Below are 15,043 nucleotides of genomic sequence, written 5' to 3'. Positions count from 1 at the left end.
GATGCTTACCAAAAGAATAATTCCTTGTTTGGATATAAAGGACGGCCGCACGGTAAAAGGTGTTAATTTCGTTGATTTAATAGACGCCGGAGACCCTGTTGAACTTGCAGAAGTATATGCAAATGAAGGTGCAGATGAATTGGTATTTCTTGATATATCTGCAACTGAGGAAAAACGAAAGACCCTTGCTAATTTGGTTAAACGCGTAGCGGAAAAAGTTAATATCCCTTTCACAGTTGGGGGTGGAATTTCCTCAGTGGAAGATGTTGATATTCTACTGCATAATGGGGCAGACAAGGTTTCTATAAATTCCTCTGCGGTTAAAAACCCCGATTTAATTAATGAGCTGGTTGCTAAATTTGGTTCTCAGTGTATAGTAGTTGCTATAGACGCAAAGCAGATAAATGGGGTATGGAAAGTACATCTCGTGGGGGGCAAATTACCTACAGATTTGGAATTGTTTAAATGGGCGAAGGAAGTTGAAGAAAGAGGAGCAGGAGAAATATTATTTACCTCGATGGACCATGACGGCACAAAAAACGGATTTGCCAACGAAACACTGGCAAGGCTTTCAACAGAGCGGAATATTCCCATAATTGCATCCGGTGGTGCAGGAAACATACAGCATTTTATAGATACTTTTAAAAATGGAAAAGCAGATGCCGCATTGGCAGCCAGTGTATTTCATTTTAAGGAAATGGAGATAAAAGATCTTAAAAAGGAATTACAGGAGAATGGTATTCCTGTTAGATTATAACTGAATTTTAATCAGCAGCAAAAGAATTATACTATGGAAGTAGCCTTTGACAAAAATAAAGATGGACTTGTACCGGCAATAATACAGGACCATACTACCAAAAATGTCCTAATGCTTGGTTATATGAATGAGGATGCCCTAAAAAAATCTATGGAAACCGGAAAAGTAACTTTCTATAGTAGAAGCAAAAATAGGATATGGCAAAAAGGTGAGGAAAGTGGTAATTATCTGAAATTGGTGGATGTTGAAGTTGATTGTGACAATGATACGTTATTAATTTCTGCAGACCCCGTAGGGCCTACATGCCACAAGGGAAGCGATACCTGTTGGAATAAAAAGAATGATCAAAATTTTGGTTTTCTAACACAACTTGAAGCTATAATAACGAATAGAAAGGAGCATGCAGATAATGAAAAGAGCTATGTAAGTTCCTTGTTTAAAAGTGGAATAAATAAAATTGCCCAGAAAGTTGGCGAAGAAGCGGTAGAAACTGTTATAGAAGCAATGGATGATAATGACCTGCTTTTTCTTGAAGAAAGTGCCGATTTACTCTTTCATTACCTTATTTTGTTGCGGGCTAAAGGTTTTCAACTTAATGATGTAGTGGACACACTTAAAGGCAGGCATTCAACAAAATAGCCCAAAACCTTTAAGTTTTCTTAAATATAATACTGCATTTTATGAAATGTAGTATTTTTAGCTAATGGCTATGAAAACAGGAAAAGGCTTTCGTTTTTTAAATTACGAGGCACCACAGCTTACCCCTTTTGAAAAACTTTTTGAGATTTTTCAGGAACTTATCACACATACTTCAGGTGATGTGGACGAGGCCCTGGATTGGTTAAGAGAATTGGATAAGGAGTATGAGCTTACAGATGAAAATTATACCATAGATGATTTTATCGAGGATCTGAAGGCAAAGGGATTTTTAAGGGAAGAATTGGAAGAGGGTAGTGGTGATGGAGAAGGTGAACCGGGAGAAGCAACTCTGGCTATTACTGCTAAAATGGAGCGCATTATTCGTCAGCGTGCTTTAGATCAGATTTTTGGTAAACTTAAAAGGAGTGGAGCCGGGAATCATAAGACAGGAAAATCAGGTCCCGGAGATGAGCACACCGGTGATTTTAGGGAATATCGTTATGGAGATTCTTTAGAACATATCTCTATGACGGAAAGTTTGAAAAATGCCCAGATTAATCATGGTATGGATAGTTTCGCTCTCACCGAAGATGATCTAGTAGTTGAAGACACCCATTTTAAAGCTCAAATGAGTACTGTGTTGATGATAGACATTAGTCATTCTATGATCTTATATGGCGAAGACCGCATAACACCTGCGAAAAAAGTTGCCATGGCCCTGGCTGAGCTTATTACTACAAGGTATCCTAAAGATACTTTAGATATTTTGGTTTTTGGAAATGACGCCTGGCCTATTCCCATTAAAGACCTTCCATACTTAAAAGTAGGACCCTACCATACTAATACTGTTGCGGGTTTACAACTTGCTATGGATATGTTGAGGAGAAAAAGAAATACCAATAAACAAATCTTTATGATCACGGATGGTAAACCCAGTTGTTTGCGAATGCCGGATGGTACATATTATAAAAATAGTGTTGGCCTCGACGATTTTATTGTTGAAAAATGTTACAATACAGCAAGGCAGGCAAGAAAATTACATATTCCCATTACTACTTTCATGATCGCACAAGATCCCTATTTGAGGCAATTCATAAGGCATTTTACCGAAGCTAATAATGGTAAAGCATTTTTTACAGGCCTGGAAGGTTTAGGAGAAATGATTTTTGAAGATTACGAACAAAATAGAAAAAAAAGATTAAAGTAAAGCATTATGTTAACGCTATAAAATATTGTTAGATAAAGATTTAGGTAATTATGAAAATAGATTTTAAAAAAATATCCACCTTAGGAGAGCTCAAGGCTGCAGGTTATCAGAGCAGGAGTATAAAGGATGAGCTAAGATGGAATCTACGTGATAAAATAAGCAAGGGGGAAGAGACTTTTCATGGTATTTGGGGGTATGAAGAATCGGTAATTCCCGAGTTAGAGCGTGCCATATTATCGCGCCATAATATTAATTTATTAGGGCTTAGAGGTCAGGCTAAAACACGTTTGGCAAGGTTGATGGTGAACTTACTGGATGAATGGATACCATTTGTTGAAGGCTCAGAGATTAATGATGATCCTCTTAAGCCTTTATCAAGGTTCAGTAGGGAACTTATCAAGGAAAAGGGAGATAAAACGCCTGTTTCATGGTTACACAGAGATGATCGGTTTTATGAAAAACTGGCCACACCAGACGTTACTGTTGCAGATTTAATTGGCGATGTAGATCCGATTAAGGCCGCAAATATGAAACTCTCTTATGCAGATGACAGGGTTATTCATTTTGGAATGATTCCACGTTCAAACCGCTGCATTTTTGTTATCAATGAGCTACCTGATCTCCAGTCAAGGATTCAGGTGTCCTTATTTAATATTTTGCAGGAAGGGGATATTCAGATAAGGGGCTTTAAATTGAGATTACCCCTGGATATTCAGTTTGTTTTTACTGCTAATCCTGAAGATTACACTAACAGGGGTAGTATAGTTACCCCTTTAAAGGACAGGATAGGGTCTCAAATTCTTACGCATTACCCGGAAGAAATTAAAATTGCCAGAAGAATTACCGAACAAGAGGCTCAATTAGATGAGAGGCAGGCAAAATCTATTTATGTGCCAGACTTGGCGAAAGACTTACTTGAGCAGATTAGTTTTGAGGCACGCCAAAGTGAATATGTCGATTCAAAAAGTGGAGTTAGTGCCCGAACAAGTATTACGGCCTTCGAAAACCTGTTAAGCACCGCAGAGCGAAGGGCCTTGATTTCCGGTGAAGATAAGACCCAGGTAAGGCTTAGTGATTTTATGGGAGTCATTCCGGCTATTACTGGCAAAATAGAACTGGTATATGAAGGTGAGCAAGAAGGTGCAGATACAGTTGCGCTTATACTATTTGAAGATGCCATTAAAACGTTATTCTCCGATTATTTTCCAAAGATTGAGAAATTGGAACATAAAGATGCCGAAAGCCCATATGATAACTTAATCAATTGGTTTTTTGAAAGCGAGGGATTGGATCTAATGGACAATTTAACCGATAATGAATATGAAGCTACACTCAATAGTATTCCTGAGCTAAATACACTTATTGAAAGGCATCAGCCAGATATTCCCAAAGAGGATACATTTTTTCTTAAGGAATTTCTATTGTGGGGACTTGTGGCGAATAAAAAGTTAAGTAAGCGTAGATTTCAAAAAGGGTATCAATTTAAAGACCTTTATGGGAGTTTTATAAGTAAATTATAAGCGAACTTTAAATAACAAAAGCCCTTTATTAAAAGGGCTTTTATCTTCATAGCAATTCTTAACCCTTTCCGTATATTCTAAGGTTAAAATAAATGAGCTACCTGCTTTAGAGCGTCTCAATAAGGTATTATAGCGATATCATGCAGATGCATTATTATCATAGTAGCCGAAACAATCACATTTTCCTTACATAACTTCAATCAAAATTTTAGAATTTTGTGATCACGTGGAAATCACGATCACTTTTATTTGTTATGTAATCACGAGAATTACATAGTATTAAGGTTTCATTGTTTTAAATGAAAAGACCTTAGAAATTCATCTAAGGTCTTTTGCGTTGCCATAACATAATAGAAAATTGTTATTGCCAAGAATCAATATTCTCATTAATGTTATCAAAGTTATATGGGCCCACCATTAATATTCGATGTTTAAACGTCAATATGGTTAGGAAAAGTAAAAAGAACTGCAAAAAGAAGATAATTGTGCCAACAGGGATAAATGTATTTGGCATTATATGATCCTGGTATTCGGTATAACTAAGCAATATATATAACGTATCCATAATTTTAAACATGTAAATAAGAAAAATTCCATACATGGCATATTCCAAATTGCGCATTTGTGGGTCTGTATATTCCTGCTCTTTTATTTTAAACCAAAGGACATATAGAAAGATAAAATGAACAACGGTAAACAATGGAAATATATAGTTATCAAATTTGAAAAAATAAAACTTATTGGTATACAAACCATAAAAGTTTAGAACTATAAGAATTGCGATAACTGCAACGGATAGTATCATGCATTTTCTCCAGGAAAAAAATCTTAAAATTGTATTCATATAAGTAGGTTGCAAGGCTTTGGGGAACCTTGTTGCCATTTTTAACGCAAGCCTATATTCTTTATTTGAAAAAATTCGATGAAGCGCAAACAATGTTGAGTAACCTCAAAAAGTTGTTGCGAAAACCATGTAGGTTTCCATTTTCCAAACACTTCATTTGATTAGGCTGAGGATCTCCCAAAGTATATATCCCTGAAAATCTAAACTTTGCTGGATCTGTCATAAGACCCGAATAATAAACAAGAAGAGAATCAATCAATAAAAGACGCATATTTAAATATGCGTCTTTTTTAGTTGGAATAGTGTCTATCTAAGAAATCCAATTACGTTTCTCCGCAATGCGAGCGAATTGTACCAGGACAATACCTATAATAATTACAATTACCGGAGTAACTACTCCTTGTACAGGGCCATAAATTTCTGAGGCATTAGTCATGAAAAATGAATGTGCCATTTGTACCAGTATACCAATAAGGGATAACATCAGTACAGGTTTTGCCAATTTTCTTCTTAGCAAAAGGACAATACACCCCAGAAGGCCTCCCCATACAGCTATAGCGAATGCAGCTGTAACCCATGCCGGAGTACTTTCCATTAGTGCTAATTGATCTGAGGTGTATCCGGCTTTCATTTCATCGGTCATATAAGCCTGACCAAGATAAGCCATAACCCCCATAAGGTTCCATAATAATGCGACAATGCTCACGATCCAAAACCAGACAGGTGGTTTTGTGTTTGATTTTTCACTCATTTTGTTTCAGTTTAGTTTGTTTATAGTATACAAAATACAAAAAATTGTAAATCCGACTTTATATATTCTGTATAGTTCAGACTTAGGTCGGATGCTATATGGTAAAACTGCAGTGTAACAGCATTGCAGTAATAAATCCAAAGTTTACGAAATTCCTGTCGTTAAACAGTACAATTATTTATCTTAACACTTATGAAAAGACGTCATTATTATTTAATAAGAGTTCAATTTTTAGGTTTTAGATATAGTGGATGGCAAAAACAGCCAGGGCAAAGAACTATCGAAGGAATGCTTCTTAAAACACTTAAATATATTCTGCCCCAGCAGAAACTTAAAATCTTAGGTGCAGGGAGGACAGATGCAAAAGTTTCCGCGCTCGATGCAGCATTCGAACTGATTATAGAAGAAACACCTATTTCAGATATATCAGATTTTGTAAAATTATTTAATAAAAACTTACCATCTGATATTAAAGTGATTAAAGTAGATGAAGTTGATAAAAACTTTAATATAATTAAGGATAGTAAATTCAAAGAATATTGTTATTATTTTTCCTATGGTGAGAAAAACCATCCTTTTTGTGCTCCATTTATGGCAAACATTTTAGAGGATCTCGATATAGACATTATGACAAAAGCTGCAGCACTTTATAAAGGGACCCACAATTTTAAGACTTATACAGCAAAACCAGGCGAGAATAAACAAGTAACACGAACACTTTCTTATTGTGAAATTATAAAGAATACGGAAATTTATGCCAGTTTTTTTCCAAAGAACAGTTATGTGCTGAGAATTTGCGGTAAAGGATTTATGCGTTATCAGGTTCGGATGATTATGGGTGCGTTAATCCAATTAGGTAGAGGTCTTCTTAGCCTTGATGAAATTGAAAGATCCTTAATGGAGGAAACAGATATAAAGATTTCATATATCGCTCCCGGTTCTGGGCTGGTATTGCACAAGCTTGAATTTGTATAAATCCAGTAAATAGAATTTTTTGTACATTGAAACAAATGTTATTCTATGCCAAATTGGGGTTATATTGTTGTTTTGTTGATTCTGGCCTATATCGTAATTAGCGCGCTCGTTTATTTACTTCAGGATTACCTTATGTTCAAACCCGAAAAACTTCCAAAAGATTTTCTGTTTCAATATGAGCACCAGGAAATAGAAGAATATAATGTTGAAACAAGGGATGGGGCAATAATAAATGGACTTAGATTTAAAGCGCAGCAGCCTAAAGGGATTGTATTCTATCTAAAAGGAAATTCCAAAAGCATAAAAGGATGGGGGAAGTTTGCGGTAGATTTTACAAGGCATGGCTATGATGTTTTAATGGTAGATTACAGGGGTTTTGGTAAAAGCACAGGCAGACGCACGCAGAAAGCTATTAAGCGAGATATGCAGGTAATCTACAATAAAATAAAGGAGAACGTAGACGAAAAGTATATCATACTTTATGGTCGCTCTCTGGGCTCTGGTTTTGCCGCCAAGCTAGCATCTATGAACAATCCGAGAATGCTGATACTGGATGCTCCCTACTACAGTTTAAGTAAGGTGGCCAAAAAATACATTCCTTTTATGCCTCTTTCGATATTGCTTAAATTTCCAATGCCTACCTATAAATGGCTGCAATACGTAAATTGCCCTATACATATAATACATGGCACAGATGATAAGTTGATTCCTTACAAGACCAGTGTTAAGCTATCCAAAATAAAACCAACTACAACAACCTTGTATACGGTGATTGGAGGAGGACATAAGAATTTGAATACATTCGAATCTTACCACAAAATGTTGAGTGAAATCATCACAAAAAGACCAACAAAGGTTGATCTTAAAGGTTCCAGTATTCATGTAAAACATAATTTAAAAGTTTAAATGGTTAAACTAAAAAAAGCTGTTCTATTCTTATTAGCGGCTTATCTACTTATATCTACTATGCTCTATTTTCTTCAGGAAAAACTTATCTTTTTACCTTCCAAATTGCCCTCAGATTATACTTATTCCTTCACTCAGCCGTTTGAGGAGATTTTTTTAACAGCTGATGATGGTGCCGTTTTAAATGGTATTCATTTTAAACAGGAGCAGCCTGAAGGAGTTATTGTCTATTACCATTGTAATGCTGGCGATCTTACACGCTGGGGAAATATTGCACTATTCTTTGTTGAAAAGAACTATGATGTAATCATTATGGACTACAGAACCTACGGGAAAAGCACCGGTAAGCTTAGTGAAGAAGCACTTTTTAGTGACGGACAGCTTTTTTATGAGTACGCATTAAAAAATTATGATGAGTCGGGAATTACATTGTACGGTCGTTCACTGGGCACTGGGATTGCAACTTGGGTTGCTTCTCAAAACAAACCGTTTCGCCTAATCCTGGAAACACCTTATTACAGTCTTTTGGATTTGGGAAAAAACCGTTTTCCGTATTTACCGGTTCAATGGTTTTTAAGATATCCGTTAAAATCTTATGAATACATTTCAGAAATAAGCTGTCCAATAGCATTTTTTCATGGCACAGAAGATAGAGTAGTGCCCTATAAATCTGGTTTGCGCCTTTTTAATTCAGTCTCTGAAGATAAAAATTCCTTTTTCACAATAAAGGGCGGGCATCATAATAATTTAAATGAATTCGAGGTTTATCGTGATGGAATTCAGAAAATTCTATCCTCTTATCAGTCAAATAAATCTGAAGATAAATAGCGGTCACCCCGGTCGCAAATAATGGAAACAATCAGGCCGCTTTTAAGGCTCGCAGCAAGGTTTAAAGCAGCTACCGTTGCTCCGCCACTGCTCATTCCTGCGAAAATACCTTCTTCCTTGGCTAAGCGTTTAGCCATAATTCTTGCTTCATCTTCACTAACTTCCATAATTTGATCAACTTTTGAAGGGTCGAAGATCTTTGGAAGGTATTCTTTGGGCCATTTTCTGATTCCCGGAATTTTGGATTCATCCTTTGGTTGCACACCTACAATGGTAACATTTTTGTTTTGTTCTTTCAAATAGGTAGACGTCCCCATAATAGTTCCGGTTGTTCCCATTGAGGAAACAAAATGGGTGACTTTCCCTGCTGTATCCCTCCATATTTCCGGGCCGGTGGTGGCGTAATGAGCTTTCCAGTTGTCGTCGTTTGCAAACTGGTTAAGCATTTGATAACCATCGTCTATTACCTTGGCTTCAGCGTAATCCCGGGCACCTTCTATCCCCAATTCGGCATTGGTTAAAGTAACCTTTGCGCCATATGCACGCATGGTTTGTACTCGTTCCTTTGTTGAATTTTCGGGCATAACCAATTCAATATTTAGCTTATATAAACCGGCAATCATTGCCAGGGCAATTCCTGTATTCCCACTGGTTGCCTCAATTAATTTGCTGTTGCCATTAATCTCTCCCCGCTCTATCCCGCTTTTGATCATATTATACGCGGCTCTGTCCTTAACACTACCTCCGGGATTATGCCCTTCCATTTTAAACAGAAGCGTAACGCCGGGGTTTGCATTTAAAGATCTTGAAGCCACAAGAGGTGTGTTCCCTATTAGATCTATAATACTATGAGACATCTGGCAAGGTTTTTATTTTTATTTCGGCACTATGAAATACTGTAGAATTAGGAGCCACAGATGAAGTGACCCAAGCATTACCCCCAATTATTGAATTTTCACCAATTATAGTGTTACCGCCCAGAATTGTAGCGTTTGCATATATCGTAACATTATCCTCTATAGTGGGATGGCGTTTAGTTCTCTGCAAATTTTTAGCCACATATAACGCCCCCAATGTCACACCCTGGTAGATCTTTACATTGTTTTTAATTATTGCCGTTTCTCCAATAACAACCCCGGTTGCATGATCAATAAAAAAGGATTCTCCTATTTGAGCACCTGGATTTATGTCTACTCCGGTTTGCCTGTGCGCATATTCTGTCATTAATCTTGGAACAAGAGGGAAACCCTTGTTATATAATTCATGTGCCAGGCGATAGATAGCAATCGCATAAAAGCCGGGATAAGCCATATAAACTTCTTCAATAGACAAGGAAGCGGGGTCACAGCTGGCTATTGCCTCTGCGTCTAAATTCAGTTTTTCAAGGACCATAGGCAGTCTTTCCAAATAATTACCCCATATTTTGGTACAGGGTTTTTCAATATCCCAACAAGCCAGATTTATCAACTCATCAAATTTAATTTCCAGAGATTCAATATTTGTCTCAACAGGAGTTTCAATATCAAATAATGTAAGGAATAGAAGGTCTGTAAAATCTTCCACCTTTCGTTTAAGCCGAAACCTGAGATTAGGCTGCTTTTTATTTTCTATAATTTTCTTTACGATTATTGACTTGTCCATTGTATATAGTTGAGTATCAAAATTAACCAATATTCAAAAAGCATCTAGCCCAAAATGGTTAACTTTAGCATAAATTTTATACCGCTTAGTCGAATGGCAGATACAGTAATTACTAAAGACACGCTTCGTTTTTTGAACGAACTAAAAATAAACAATAATCGTGAATGGTTTGAGCAGAATAAGTCTGAATTCAAATCTTTGGAAACTGGAGTAAAAGGATTTTACAACAGTCTGATGGATAAGATGAAAGAGCATGATGAAATTGAAAAACTAAAAATGTTTCGAATTTACAGAGATGTAAGATTTTCAAAAGATAAAACGCCGTATAAATCGCATTTTGCGGGTTCCTTTTCAAGGGCAGGGGCAAAACTTAGAGGAGGATATTATTTACAGATCCGACCTGGAGGATCATTTATGGCTGCCGGTTTTTGGGAACCAAATAAGGAAGATCTTTTACGTATTCGTAAGGAACTGGAGCTTGATGCAACAGCTTTAAGAGAATTAATTAATAAGCCTTCCTTTAAGAATACTTGGGGAGAACTGGTTGGTGACGAAGTTAAAACAGCTCCTAAAGGATTTAGTAAGGACGATCCTAATATTGATCTGATCAGGAAAAAAGCGTTTATTTTTGTGCGAAATTTTACAGATAAAGAAGTTTTGAATAAGGATTTTATGGTAGAAGTAAATAAATCCTTTAAAGAAATCAGACCCTATTTTAATCTAATGAGTGAAATCCTGACAACTAATCTCAATGGAGAATCCCTCCTAAACTAATACTGTAATTTCGAAAGCTTGTACCTGGTCTTTTAGGCGTTCAACTACGATATTCATCATCCGTTTGTTCAGCGTAGAAGAATTTTGAATATAGGTCATATATTCTTCAACGGTAAACTGTCCTATTACCATACCCTTCAGTGAGTTTCGGAATTTGATATCCTTTTGTATGGCATTTTCTATATAATCCAATCGTTTTTCAATGTTCAATTGATAAAACGCATTCTTATGTTTAATAATGTAGTTCTTAAACGCTTCGATTAATAGTGGATTCTGAAATTTGATTATGGGACGTAGCGTACTGTTCTGGAATTGCTCGTCTTTACTCATGTAAGGGGTTATTTTGGCATTGGGAATTTCCGGCCTTAGGCTAAGGAGGTCAGCAGATCTTTGGTTCATCTGTAGGAGTTTCTATAAAATTAGAAAATACGCCACCTATGCTAAGCCTGGATAGTAATTAGTTGTTAACTGGTTTATGAACAGGTGGAATTTTAATGCAAATAATACGATAGCCCATTTAAGTAAGTTCGTTTTCTAAAGTATTCTGAATTATATGTAAATTCAACACCGTTTAAAAGTAATACGAAGCTGTATGAAATTTGGTAAGGTAGAATGTCCGGATCTTATAGATTTATCCCTTCCTGAGGACCATCCTTACTTGGCTGATGTATTAGATTCTGGTGCCAGCAAAGCCCCGCTAAAAATATTTGTAGGATGCGCTAAGTGGAACAGACAAGAATTAAAAAATTTTTATCCCCGTGGGACAAAGGAAGAATTACCATATTACAGCAGTCAATTTAATTGTATAGAACTCAATGCCACCTTTTACCGCATCTTTCCCATTAAACAATATAATGACTGGCATCATATGGTCCCGGATACATTTAAGTTTTTTCCCAAGGTGGTTCAAAATGTGAGTCATCTGAGACGCTTAAACGACATGGCATATCCTGCACTTGAAAACTTCCTTTTGGCCACAGCAGGATTCGAAGATAAATTGGGAACCATTTTTTTGCAAATGCATCCAAACTTCGGCCCAAAAAACTGGGATAGGGTAGTTCGATTGGCAGATTACTGGCCAAAAGAGTTTCCTCTTGCCTTGGAATTCAGGCATACTGATTGGTTTAATGATGAGTATGTAGCCAATGAGCTTTACAATTTACTTGAAGAAAAGAATATTGCTAATATTCTGGTAGACACGGCAGGACGAAGAGATATTATGCATATGCGACTTACCAATAACGAGGCCTTTGTTCGTTTTGTTGGGGCTAATCATAAAAGTGATTATGACCGTCTTGAGGAATGGGTAGAACGCTTATGGCATTGGCATACTTTGGGGCTTACTAACATCCATTTTTTTATTCATCAGAATATGGAATTGGAATCTCCTTTGCTGGCCGCTTTTTTTATTAAGAAAATAAATGAAAAATTCAGGATAAACCTTAATGTACCAAAAACCTTAGCTGGCAATAACAATTAATCAATAGCTTGCACCTACTTCTACAAAGGTATTTTTATGATGATACTTTGGGTGTTCCGGAGCAGCCATACAGCAGGTGGAACCTAGATAAAACAGAGCCAATTCATCAAGTTTTTCAACAAAACCGTCCAAAGTTATAGATTTAGGAAGTTTTATGCTGCCAACCCCGGGGCCTCCAACAACAGATAAGTACCAGATTCTCCCTTTATTATCAGTAATATCAATATTATAGCGTTCATTCCTGAATGCGGGTAAAGATGGATTTTGTTTATATATCCATGGGCGTAATACTATGAGGTCTCCCGGTATATGCTGTATTCTGGTAATAGTGCCGCTTACGGGAGCATGTATCCGATGGTAATTTTTGTTATGCAAAAAAACGTTTGTAAAACTATAAGCAGGTGGAATGTCTCCCTCGGATACTCCAAAAATTGTCTCAATAGTGCGTATATCACTTTTAACTCTTGAGGTTCGAAATTCATGGACTTTTCCTTCATCACAAAGCAAACCCTCGCAGGGCCAAACCCAGGGGCTATTACTTACGGGAAGCATCTTGAACCTTCTAATAAAAAAATCCTGAAAACTTCCAAAATCTTCTTTCCCCTCCGGAGGGAGAAATTTGTCCTTGTAATTGGGGTCCCTATAATAATATCTTATATAAGGAGCAATGATATATTTAGTAAAAGGTTTGTCATAAACCTTAGAATAGAAAGCGGAAATACCTCGCTGCAAATTGCCAGGTAAACCTCCCCAAAATGTAACGGACAAGAACTTATATAAGTCAGCTCGCCACTGAGGTATTTTGAAAATCGTAAAATACGGATCGGAATTGTGATATCCTATTCCTGCAGGCTCCATGATGATTTAGCTATAATTTTCAAATACAGAACAACTCTTTTTCATCTTATTACAGTCTGATTGTTTCTTAAGTTTAATATGGGCTTCATGAATTCCTGCCTGCATAGCAGAATCAGTTGTAGGCACATTTACATAATTTGAGAAAAAAGCAAGAAGAAGGGCAACGAAGTATTTGCTGACTGTTTGCATGATGAAAATTGTTTAGGTTTATTAAATCTATTCAATTTCATCTCTCATTAAAAGGAATTAAGAAAAGTTTATTGTTAGCTTAACATTATTTATAATTCTTCCCTAATTATTTGTTAACACTTTTAACTTTATCAGGGAAAAATAGAATGTGCAATCCATTTTAGGTCTAAACGGAAAATTAAGTTTAAGCTATTCACAAATTCTTTACATTGCTATTACTTTTTCAGAGAGCGGGCATATTCCTGAACCTCATCCAGTACTCTCAGCAAATTGCCTCCCCATAATTTTTCAATTTCCGATTCAGAATATCCCCTTTTTACCAATTCTAAGGTTACATTAAACGTTTCGGAAGCATCGGACCATCCTTTAATGCCGCCTCCACCATCGAAGTCAGAGCTTATTCCTACGTGGTTTATCCCTATAAGATTAACCATATAGTCTATATGGTCTGCAAAGTCTGACACATCCACTTCGGGCGGTACATCGTTTCTGTCGGCAACAAGTCCTCTTGCTAATTCGATAACTCTATTGGAATTTTCAAGATAATCATCCTGTTCTTTTTCGGTGAGCTGTCCTAATTGGGATTTTTCAATCCATTTTATTCCAAGGGAATCTGCAATATGCTTGTATATCCCTTTCATGTAATTTTCCCTCTTATCATATTTGGCTGTATTCAAATAGGCATCCAGGGCCACTGTTTGAACCACACCACCATTTTCTTTGAGTAGCTTCAATTGCTCATCATCTAAATTTCTGCTGTGATCACAAAGCGCGCGTGCAGACGAATGGGAGGCTATTATTGGTGCTTTAGATAGGGATACGATTTGAACCATAGATTCCTTTGAAATATGTGAAATATCAATCATTATACCTAATCTATTTAATTGATATACAGCTTTTTCACCAAGATCACTTAAACCATTATGTAACCAGATATTGTCTTTTTCTCCTGTGTTTGAATCACAAAACTGACTATGGCCATTATGTGCAAGAGAGACATATCTTGCGCCTAATTCATGATACATCTCAAATTTGGATAAATCCTCACCAATCGGATAAGCATTTTCCACACCAATCATAGCAACTTGTTTGCCGGATTTATGAATATTAATTACTTCTTCAGATGTTCTGGCAAGTTTAATTTTATCCGATGCCAGAGTATCACATAAACGATGAATGGCATTAAATTTGGACAGGGCATTTGCTTCTGCTTTAGCATAACCTTCAGGGTTTAAGGAATCCTGACCAGTATAGACAACAAACCATGCCACATTTAATCCTCCCGCCTGCATTTTCGGTAAATTAACCTGGGTCTTCAGATCCTGAGTGTAATTTATACTGTCTGTAAAATTCTTCACGTTAATATCATCATGTGTATCAATCGTAATTACATTTTCATGGATTTTTCTGGCAGTAGCCTCAAGGTCTGTATTTTGTGATGTCTTGGATTCATTGCACCCACTGAACGATAAAAGACAGAAAAAGCCGATAATATGTCGCATATGATATGTTTTAGACCTACAAATAAAGCATTTTGACAACATAATACGAACCCTAGGTAACATTTAATTGCATGAGGGTATGGAAATGAGGATTTTTAAACATGTTAAAGCCTATAAAATTGGAGTTTGAGAAGTCCCTGGGAAGAATCATCCTTTTGCATTTCCAATCTTA

General features: G+C 36.5%; 17 protein-coding genes. 9 read left to right on the top strand and 8 right to left on the bottom strand.

Features of this window, described 5'->3' with window-relative positions; genetic code table 11:
- The first annotated feature begins 1 nt into the window (after position 1).
- From hisF to WBM60_RS00735, 4 genes are all read left to right on the top strand, one after another.
- A complete protein-coding gene (gene hisF, locus WBM60_RS00750; RefSeq protein WP_424263431.1) occupies positions 2-757 on the top strand; it encodes an imidazole glycerol phosphate synthase subunit HisF in 756 nt (251 codons plus the stop codon).
- Complete coding sequence (gene hisIE, locus WBM60_RS00745) at positions 758-1,396, top strand: bifunctional phosphoribosyl-AMP cyclohydrolase/phosphoribosyl-ATP diphosphatase HisIE (RefSeq protein WP_424282639.1); 639 nt, start codon at positions 758-760, stop codon at positions 1,394-1,396.
- A 64-nt stretch (positions 1,397-1,460) separates the two neighbouring features.
- Positions 1,461-2,603 (top strand): vWA domain-containing protein, encoded by a 1,143-nt coding sequence (locus WBM60_RS00740; protein WP_424263429.1) that lies wholly within the window; start codon positions 1,461-1,463, stop codon positions 2,601-2,603.
- A gap of 50 nt (positions 2,604-2,653) precedes the next feature.
- On the top strand, positions 2,654-4,123 hold the full coding sequence (locus WBM60_RS00735) for an AAA family ATPase (RefSeq protein WP_424278288.1): 1,470 nt from the start codon (positions 2,654-2,656) through the stop codon (positions 4,121-4,123).
- Positions 4,124-4,484: 361 nt separating this feature from the next.
- On the opposite strand, the gene WBM60_RS00730 is transcribed toward WBM60_RS00735, so the two are convergent.
- Both WBM60_RS00730 and WBM60_RS00725 read right to left on the bottom strand, forming a co-directional pair.
- Positions 4,485-5,006, bottom strand: coding sequence for a hypothetical protein (locus tag WBM60_RS00730; protein WP_424276536.1), 522 nt, complete (start codon positions 5,004-5,006; stop codon positions 4,485-4,487).
- A 271-nt stretch (positions 5,007-5,277) separates the two neighbouring features.
- Positions 5,278-5,718, bottom strand: a complete 441-nt coding sequence (locus tag WBM60_RS00725; protein WP_424276537.1) for a hypothetical protein — start codon at positions 5,716-5,718, stop codon at positions 5,278-5,280.
- 192 nt (positions 5,719-5,910) lie between these two features.
- Between WBM60_RS00725 and WBM60_RS00720 the strand changes: the two genes are divergently transcribed.
- From WBM60_RS00720 to WBM60_RS00710, 3 genes are read left to right on the top strand one after another with little or no spacing between them, the layout of a single operon-like run.
- Entirely contained in the window at positions 5,911-6,693 is a 783-nt protein-coding gene (locus tag WBM60_RS00720) for a tRNA pseudouridine synthase A (protein ID WP_424263501.1), read from the top strand.
- 45 nt (positions 6,694-6,738) lie between these two features.
- Complete coding sequence (locus WBM60_RS00715; RefSeq protein WP_424263503.1) at positions 6,739-7,599, top strand: alpha/beta hydrolase; 861 nt, start codon at positions 6,739-6,741, stop codon at positions 7,597-7,599.
- Positions 7,600-8,427 carry an alpha/beta hydrolase gene (locus tag WBM60_RS00710; RefSeq protein WP_424282633.1) on the top strand — a complete coding sequence of 276 codons (828 nt, stop codon included), beginning with the start codon at positions 7,600-7,602 and terminating at the stop codon, positions 8,425-8,427.
- Here WBM60_RS00710 and cysM read toward each other — a convergent pair.
- Together cysM and epsC are read right to left on the bottom strand one after the other, a co-directional pair.
- Positions 8,400-9,284, bottom strand: coding sequence for a cysteine synthase CysM (cysM, locus tag WBM60_RS00705; protein WP_424263507.1), 885 nt, complete (start codon positions 9,282-9,284; stop codon positions 8,400-8,402). The genes WBM60_RS00710 and cysM overlap by 28 nt on opposite strands.
- Positions 9,274-10,068 (bottom strand): serine O-acetyltransferase EpsC, encoded by a 795-nt coding sequence (gene epsC, locus WBM60_RS00700; RefSeq protein WP_424263509.1) that lies wholly within the window; start codon positions 10,066-10,068, stop codon positions 9,274-9,276. Before epsC ends, cysM begins: the two co-directional genes overlap by 11 nt.
- Before the next feature lie 93 nt (positions 10,069-10,161).
- On the opposite strand from epsC, the gene WBM60_RS00695 reads away from it, so the two are divergent.
- Complete coding sequence (locus WBM60_RS00695; protein ID WP_424263511.1) at positions 10,162-10,842, top strand: DUF2461 domain-containing protein; 681 nt, start codon at positions 10,162-10,164, stop codon at positions 10,840-10,842.
- Here the strand turns inward: WBM60_RS00695 and WBM60_RS00690 are convergent.
- Positions 10,834-11,241: a glyoxalase gene (locus WBM60_RS00690; RefSeq protein ID WP_424263513.1), complete on the bottom strand. Its 408-nt coding sequence runs from the start codon at positions 11,239-11,241 to the stop codon at positions 10,834-10,836. The genes WBM60_RS00695 and WBM60_RS00690 overlap by 9 nt on opposite strands.
- A 193-nt stretch (positions 11,242-11,434) precedes the next feature.
- On the opposite strand from WBM60_RS00690, the gene WBM60_RS00685 reads away from it, so the two are divergent.
- Entirely contained in the window at positions 11,435-12,322 is an 888-nt protein-coding gene (locus WBM60_RS00685) for a DUF72 domain-containing protein (RefSeq protein WP_424263515.1), read from the top strand.
- Here the strand turns inward: WBM60_RS00685 and WBM60_RS00680 are convergent, their stop codons facing one another.
- The 3 genes from WBM60_RS00680 to WBM60_RS00670 form a co-directional block, all read right to left on the bottom strand.
- Complete coding sequence (locus WBM60_RS00680; RefSeq protein WP_424276539.1) at positions 12,323-13,180, bottom strand: phosphatidylserine decarboxylase; 858 nt, start codon at positions 13,178-13,180, stop codon at positions 12,323-12,325.
- A gap of 6 nt (positions 13,181-13,186) precedes the next feature.
- Positions 13,187-13,369: a hypothetical protein gene (locus WBM60_RS00675; RefSeq protein ID WP_424261675.1), complete on the bottom strand. Its 183-nt coding sequence runs from the start codon at positions 13,367-13,369 to the stop codon at positions 13,187-13,189.
- Between the two features lie 215 nt (positions 13,370-13,584).
- A complete protein-coding gene (locus WBM60_RS00670; RefSeq protein WP_424261677.1) occupies positions 13,585-14,871 on the bottom strand; it encodes a dipeptidase in 1,287 nt (428 codons plus the stop codon).
- Positions 14,872-15,043: the final 172 nt, after the last annotated feature.

The sequence above is a fragment of the Eudoraea sp. genome, assembly GCF_049669105.1.
Lineage (GTDB): Bacteria > Bacteroidota > Bacteroidia > Flavobacteriales > Flavobacteriaceae > Eudoraea.
Note: the sequence above shows the minus strand (reverse complement) of the source record. Positions and strands in the feature narration are given on the sequence as shown.

What these genes read in the sequence shown, in the direction of transcription:
- hisF (WP_424263431.1), top strand. Translation starts at nt 2, where the DNA reads ATGCTTACCAAAAGAATAATTCCTTGTTTGGATATAAAGGACGGCCGC.
- WBM60_RS00740 (WP_424263429.1), top strand. Translation starts at nt 1,461, where the DNA reads ATGGCTATGAAAACAGGAAAAGGCTTTCGTTTTTTAAATTACGAGGCA.
- WBM60_RS00735 (WP_424278288.1), top strand. Translation starts at nt 2,654, where the DNA reads ATGAAAATAGATTTTAAAAAAATATCCACCTTAGGAGAGCTCAAGGCT.
- WBM60_RS00730 (WP_424276536.1), bottom strand. Translation starts at nt 5,006, where the DNA reads ATGGCAACAAGGTTCCCCAAAGCCTTGCAACCTACTTATATGAATACA.
- WBM60_RS00725 (WP_424276537.1), bottom strand. Translation starts at nt 5,718, where the DNA reads ATGAGTGAAAAATCAAACACAAAACCACCTGTCTGGTTTTGGATCGTG.
- WBM60_RS00720 (WP_424263501.1), top strand. Translation starts at nt 5,911, where the DNA reads ATGAAAAGACGTCATTATTATTTAATAAGAGTTCAATTTTTAGGTTTT.
- WBM60_RS00715 (WP_424263503.1), top strand. Translation starts at nt 6,739, where the DNA reads ATGCCAAATTGGGGTTATATTGTTGTTTTGTTGATTCTGGCCTATATC.
- WBM60_RS00710 (WP_424282633.1), top strand. Translation starts at nt 7,600, where the DNA reads ATGGTTAAACTAAAAAAAGCTGTTCTATTCTTATTAGCGGCTTATCTA.
- cysM (WP_424263507.1), bottom strand. Translation starts at nt 9,284, where the DNA reads ATGTCTCATAGTATTATAGATCTAATAGGGAACACACCTCTTGTGGCT.
- epsC (WP_424263509.1), bottom strand. Translation starts at nt 10,068, where the DNA reads ATGGACAAGTCAATAATCGTAAAGAAAATTATAGAAAATAAAAAGCAG.
- WBM60_RS00695 (WP_424263511.1), top strand. Translation starts at nt 10,162, where the DNA reads ATGGCAGATACAGTAATTACTAAAGACACGCTTCGTTTTTTGAACGAA.
- WBM60_RS00690 (WP_424263513.1), bottom strand. Translation starts at nt 11,241, where the DNA reads ATGAACCAAAGATCTGCTGACCTCCTTAGCCTAAGGCCGGAAATTCCC.
- WBM60_RS00685 (WP_424263515.1), top strand. Translation starts at nt 11,435, where the DNA reads ATGAAATTTGGTAAGGTAGAATGTCCGGATCTTATAGATTTATCCCTT.
- WBM60_RS00680 (WP_424276539.1), bottom strand. Translation starts at nt 13,180, where the DNA reads ATGGAGCCTGCAGGAATAGGATATCACAATTCCGATCCGTATTTTACG.
- WBM60_RS00675 (WP_424261675.1), bottom strand. Translation starts at nt 13,369, where the DNA reads ATGCAAACAGTCAGCAAATACTTCGTTGCCCTTCTTCTTGCTTTTTTC.
- WBM60_RS00670 (WP_424261677.1), bottom strand. Translation starts at nt 14,871, where the DNA reads ATGCGACATATTATCGGCTTTTTCTGTCTTTTATCGTTCAGTGGGTGC.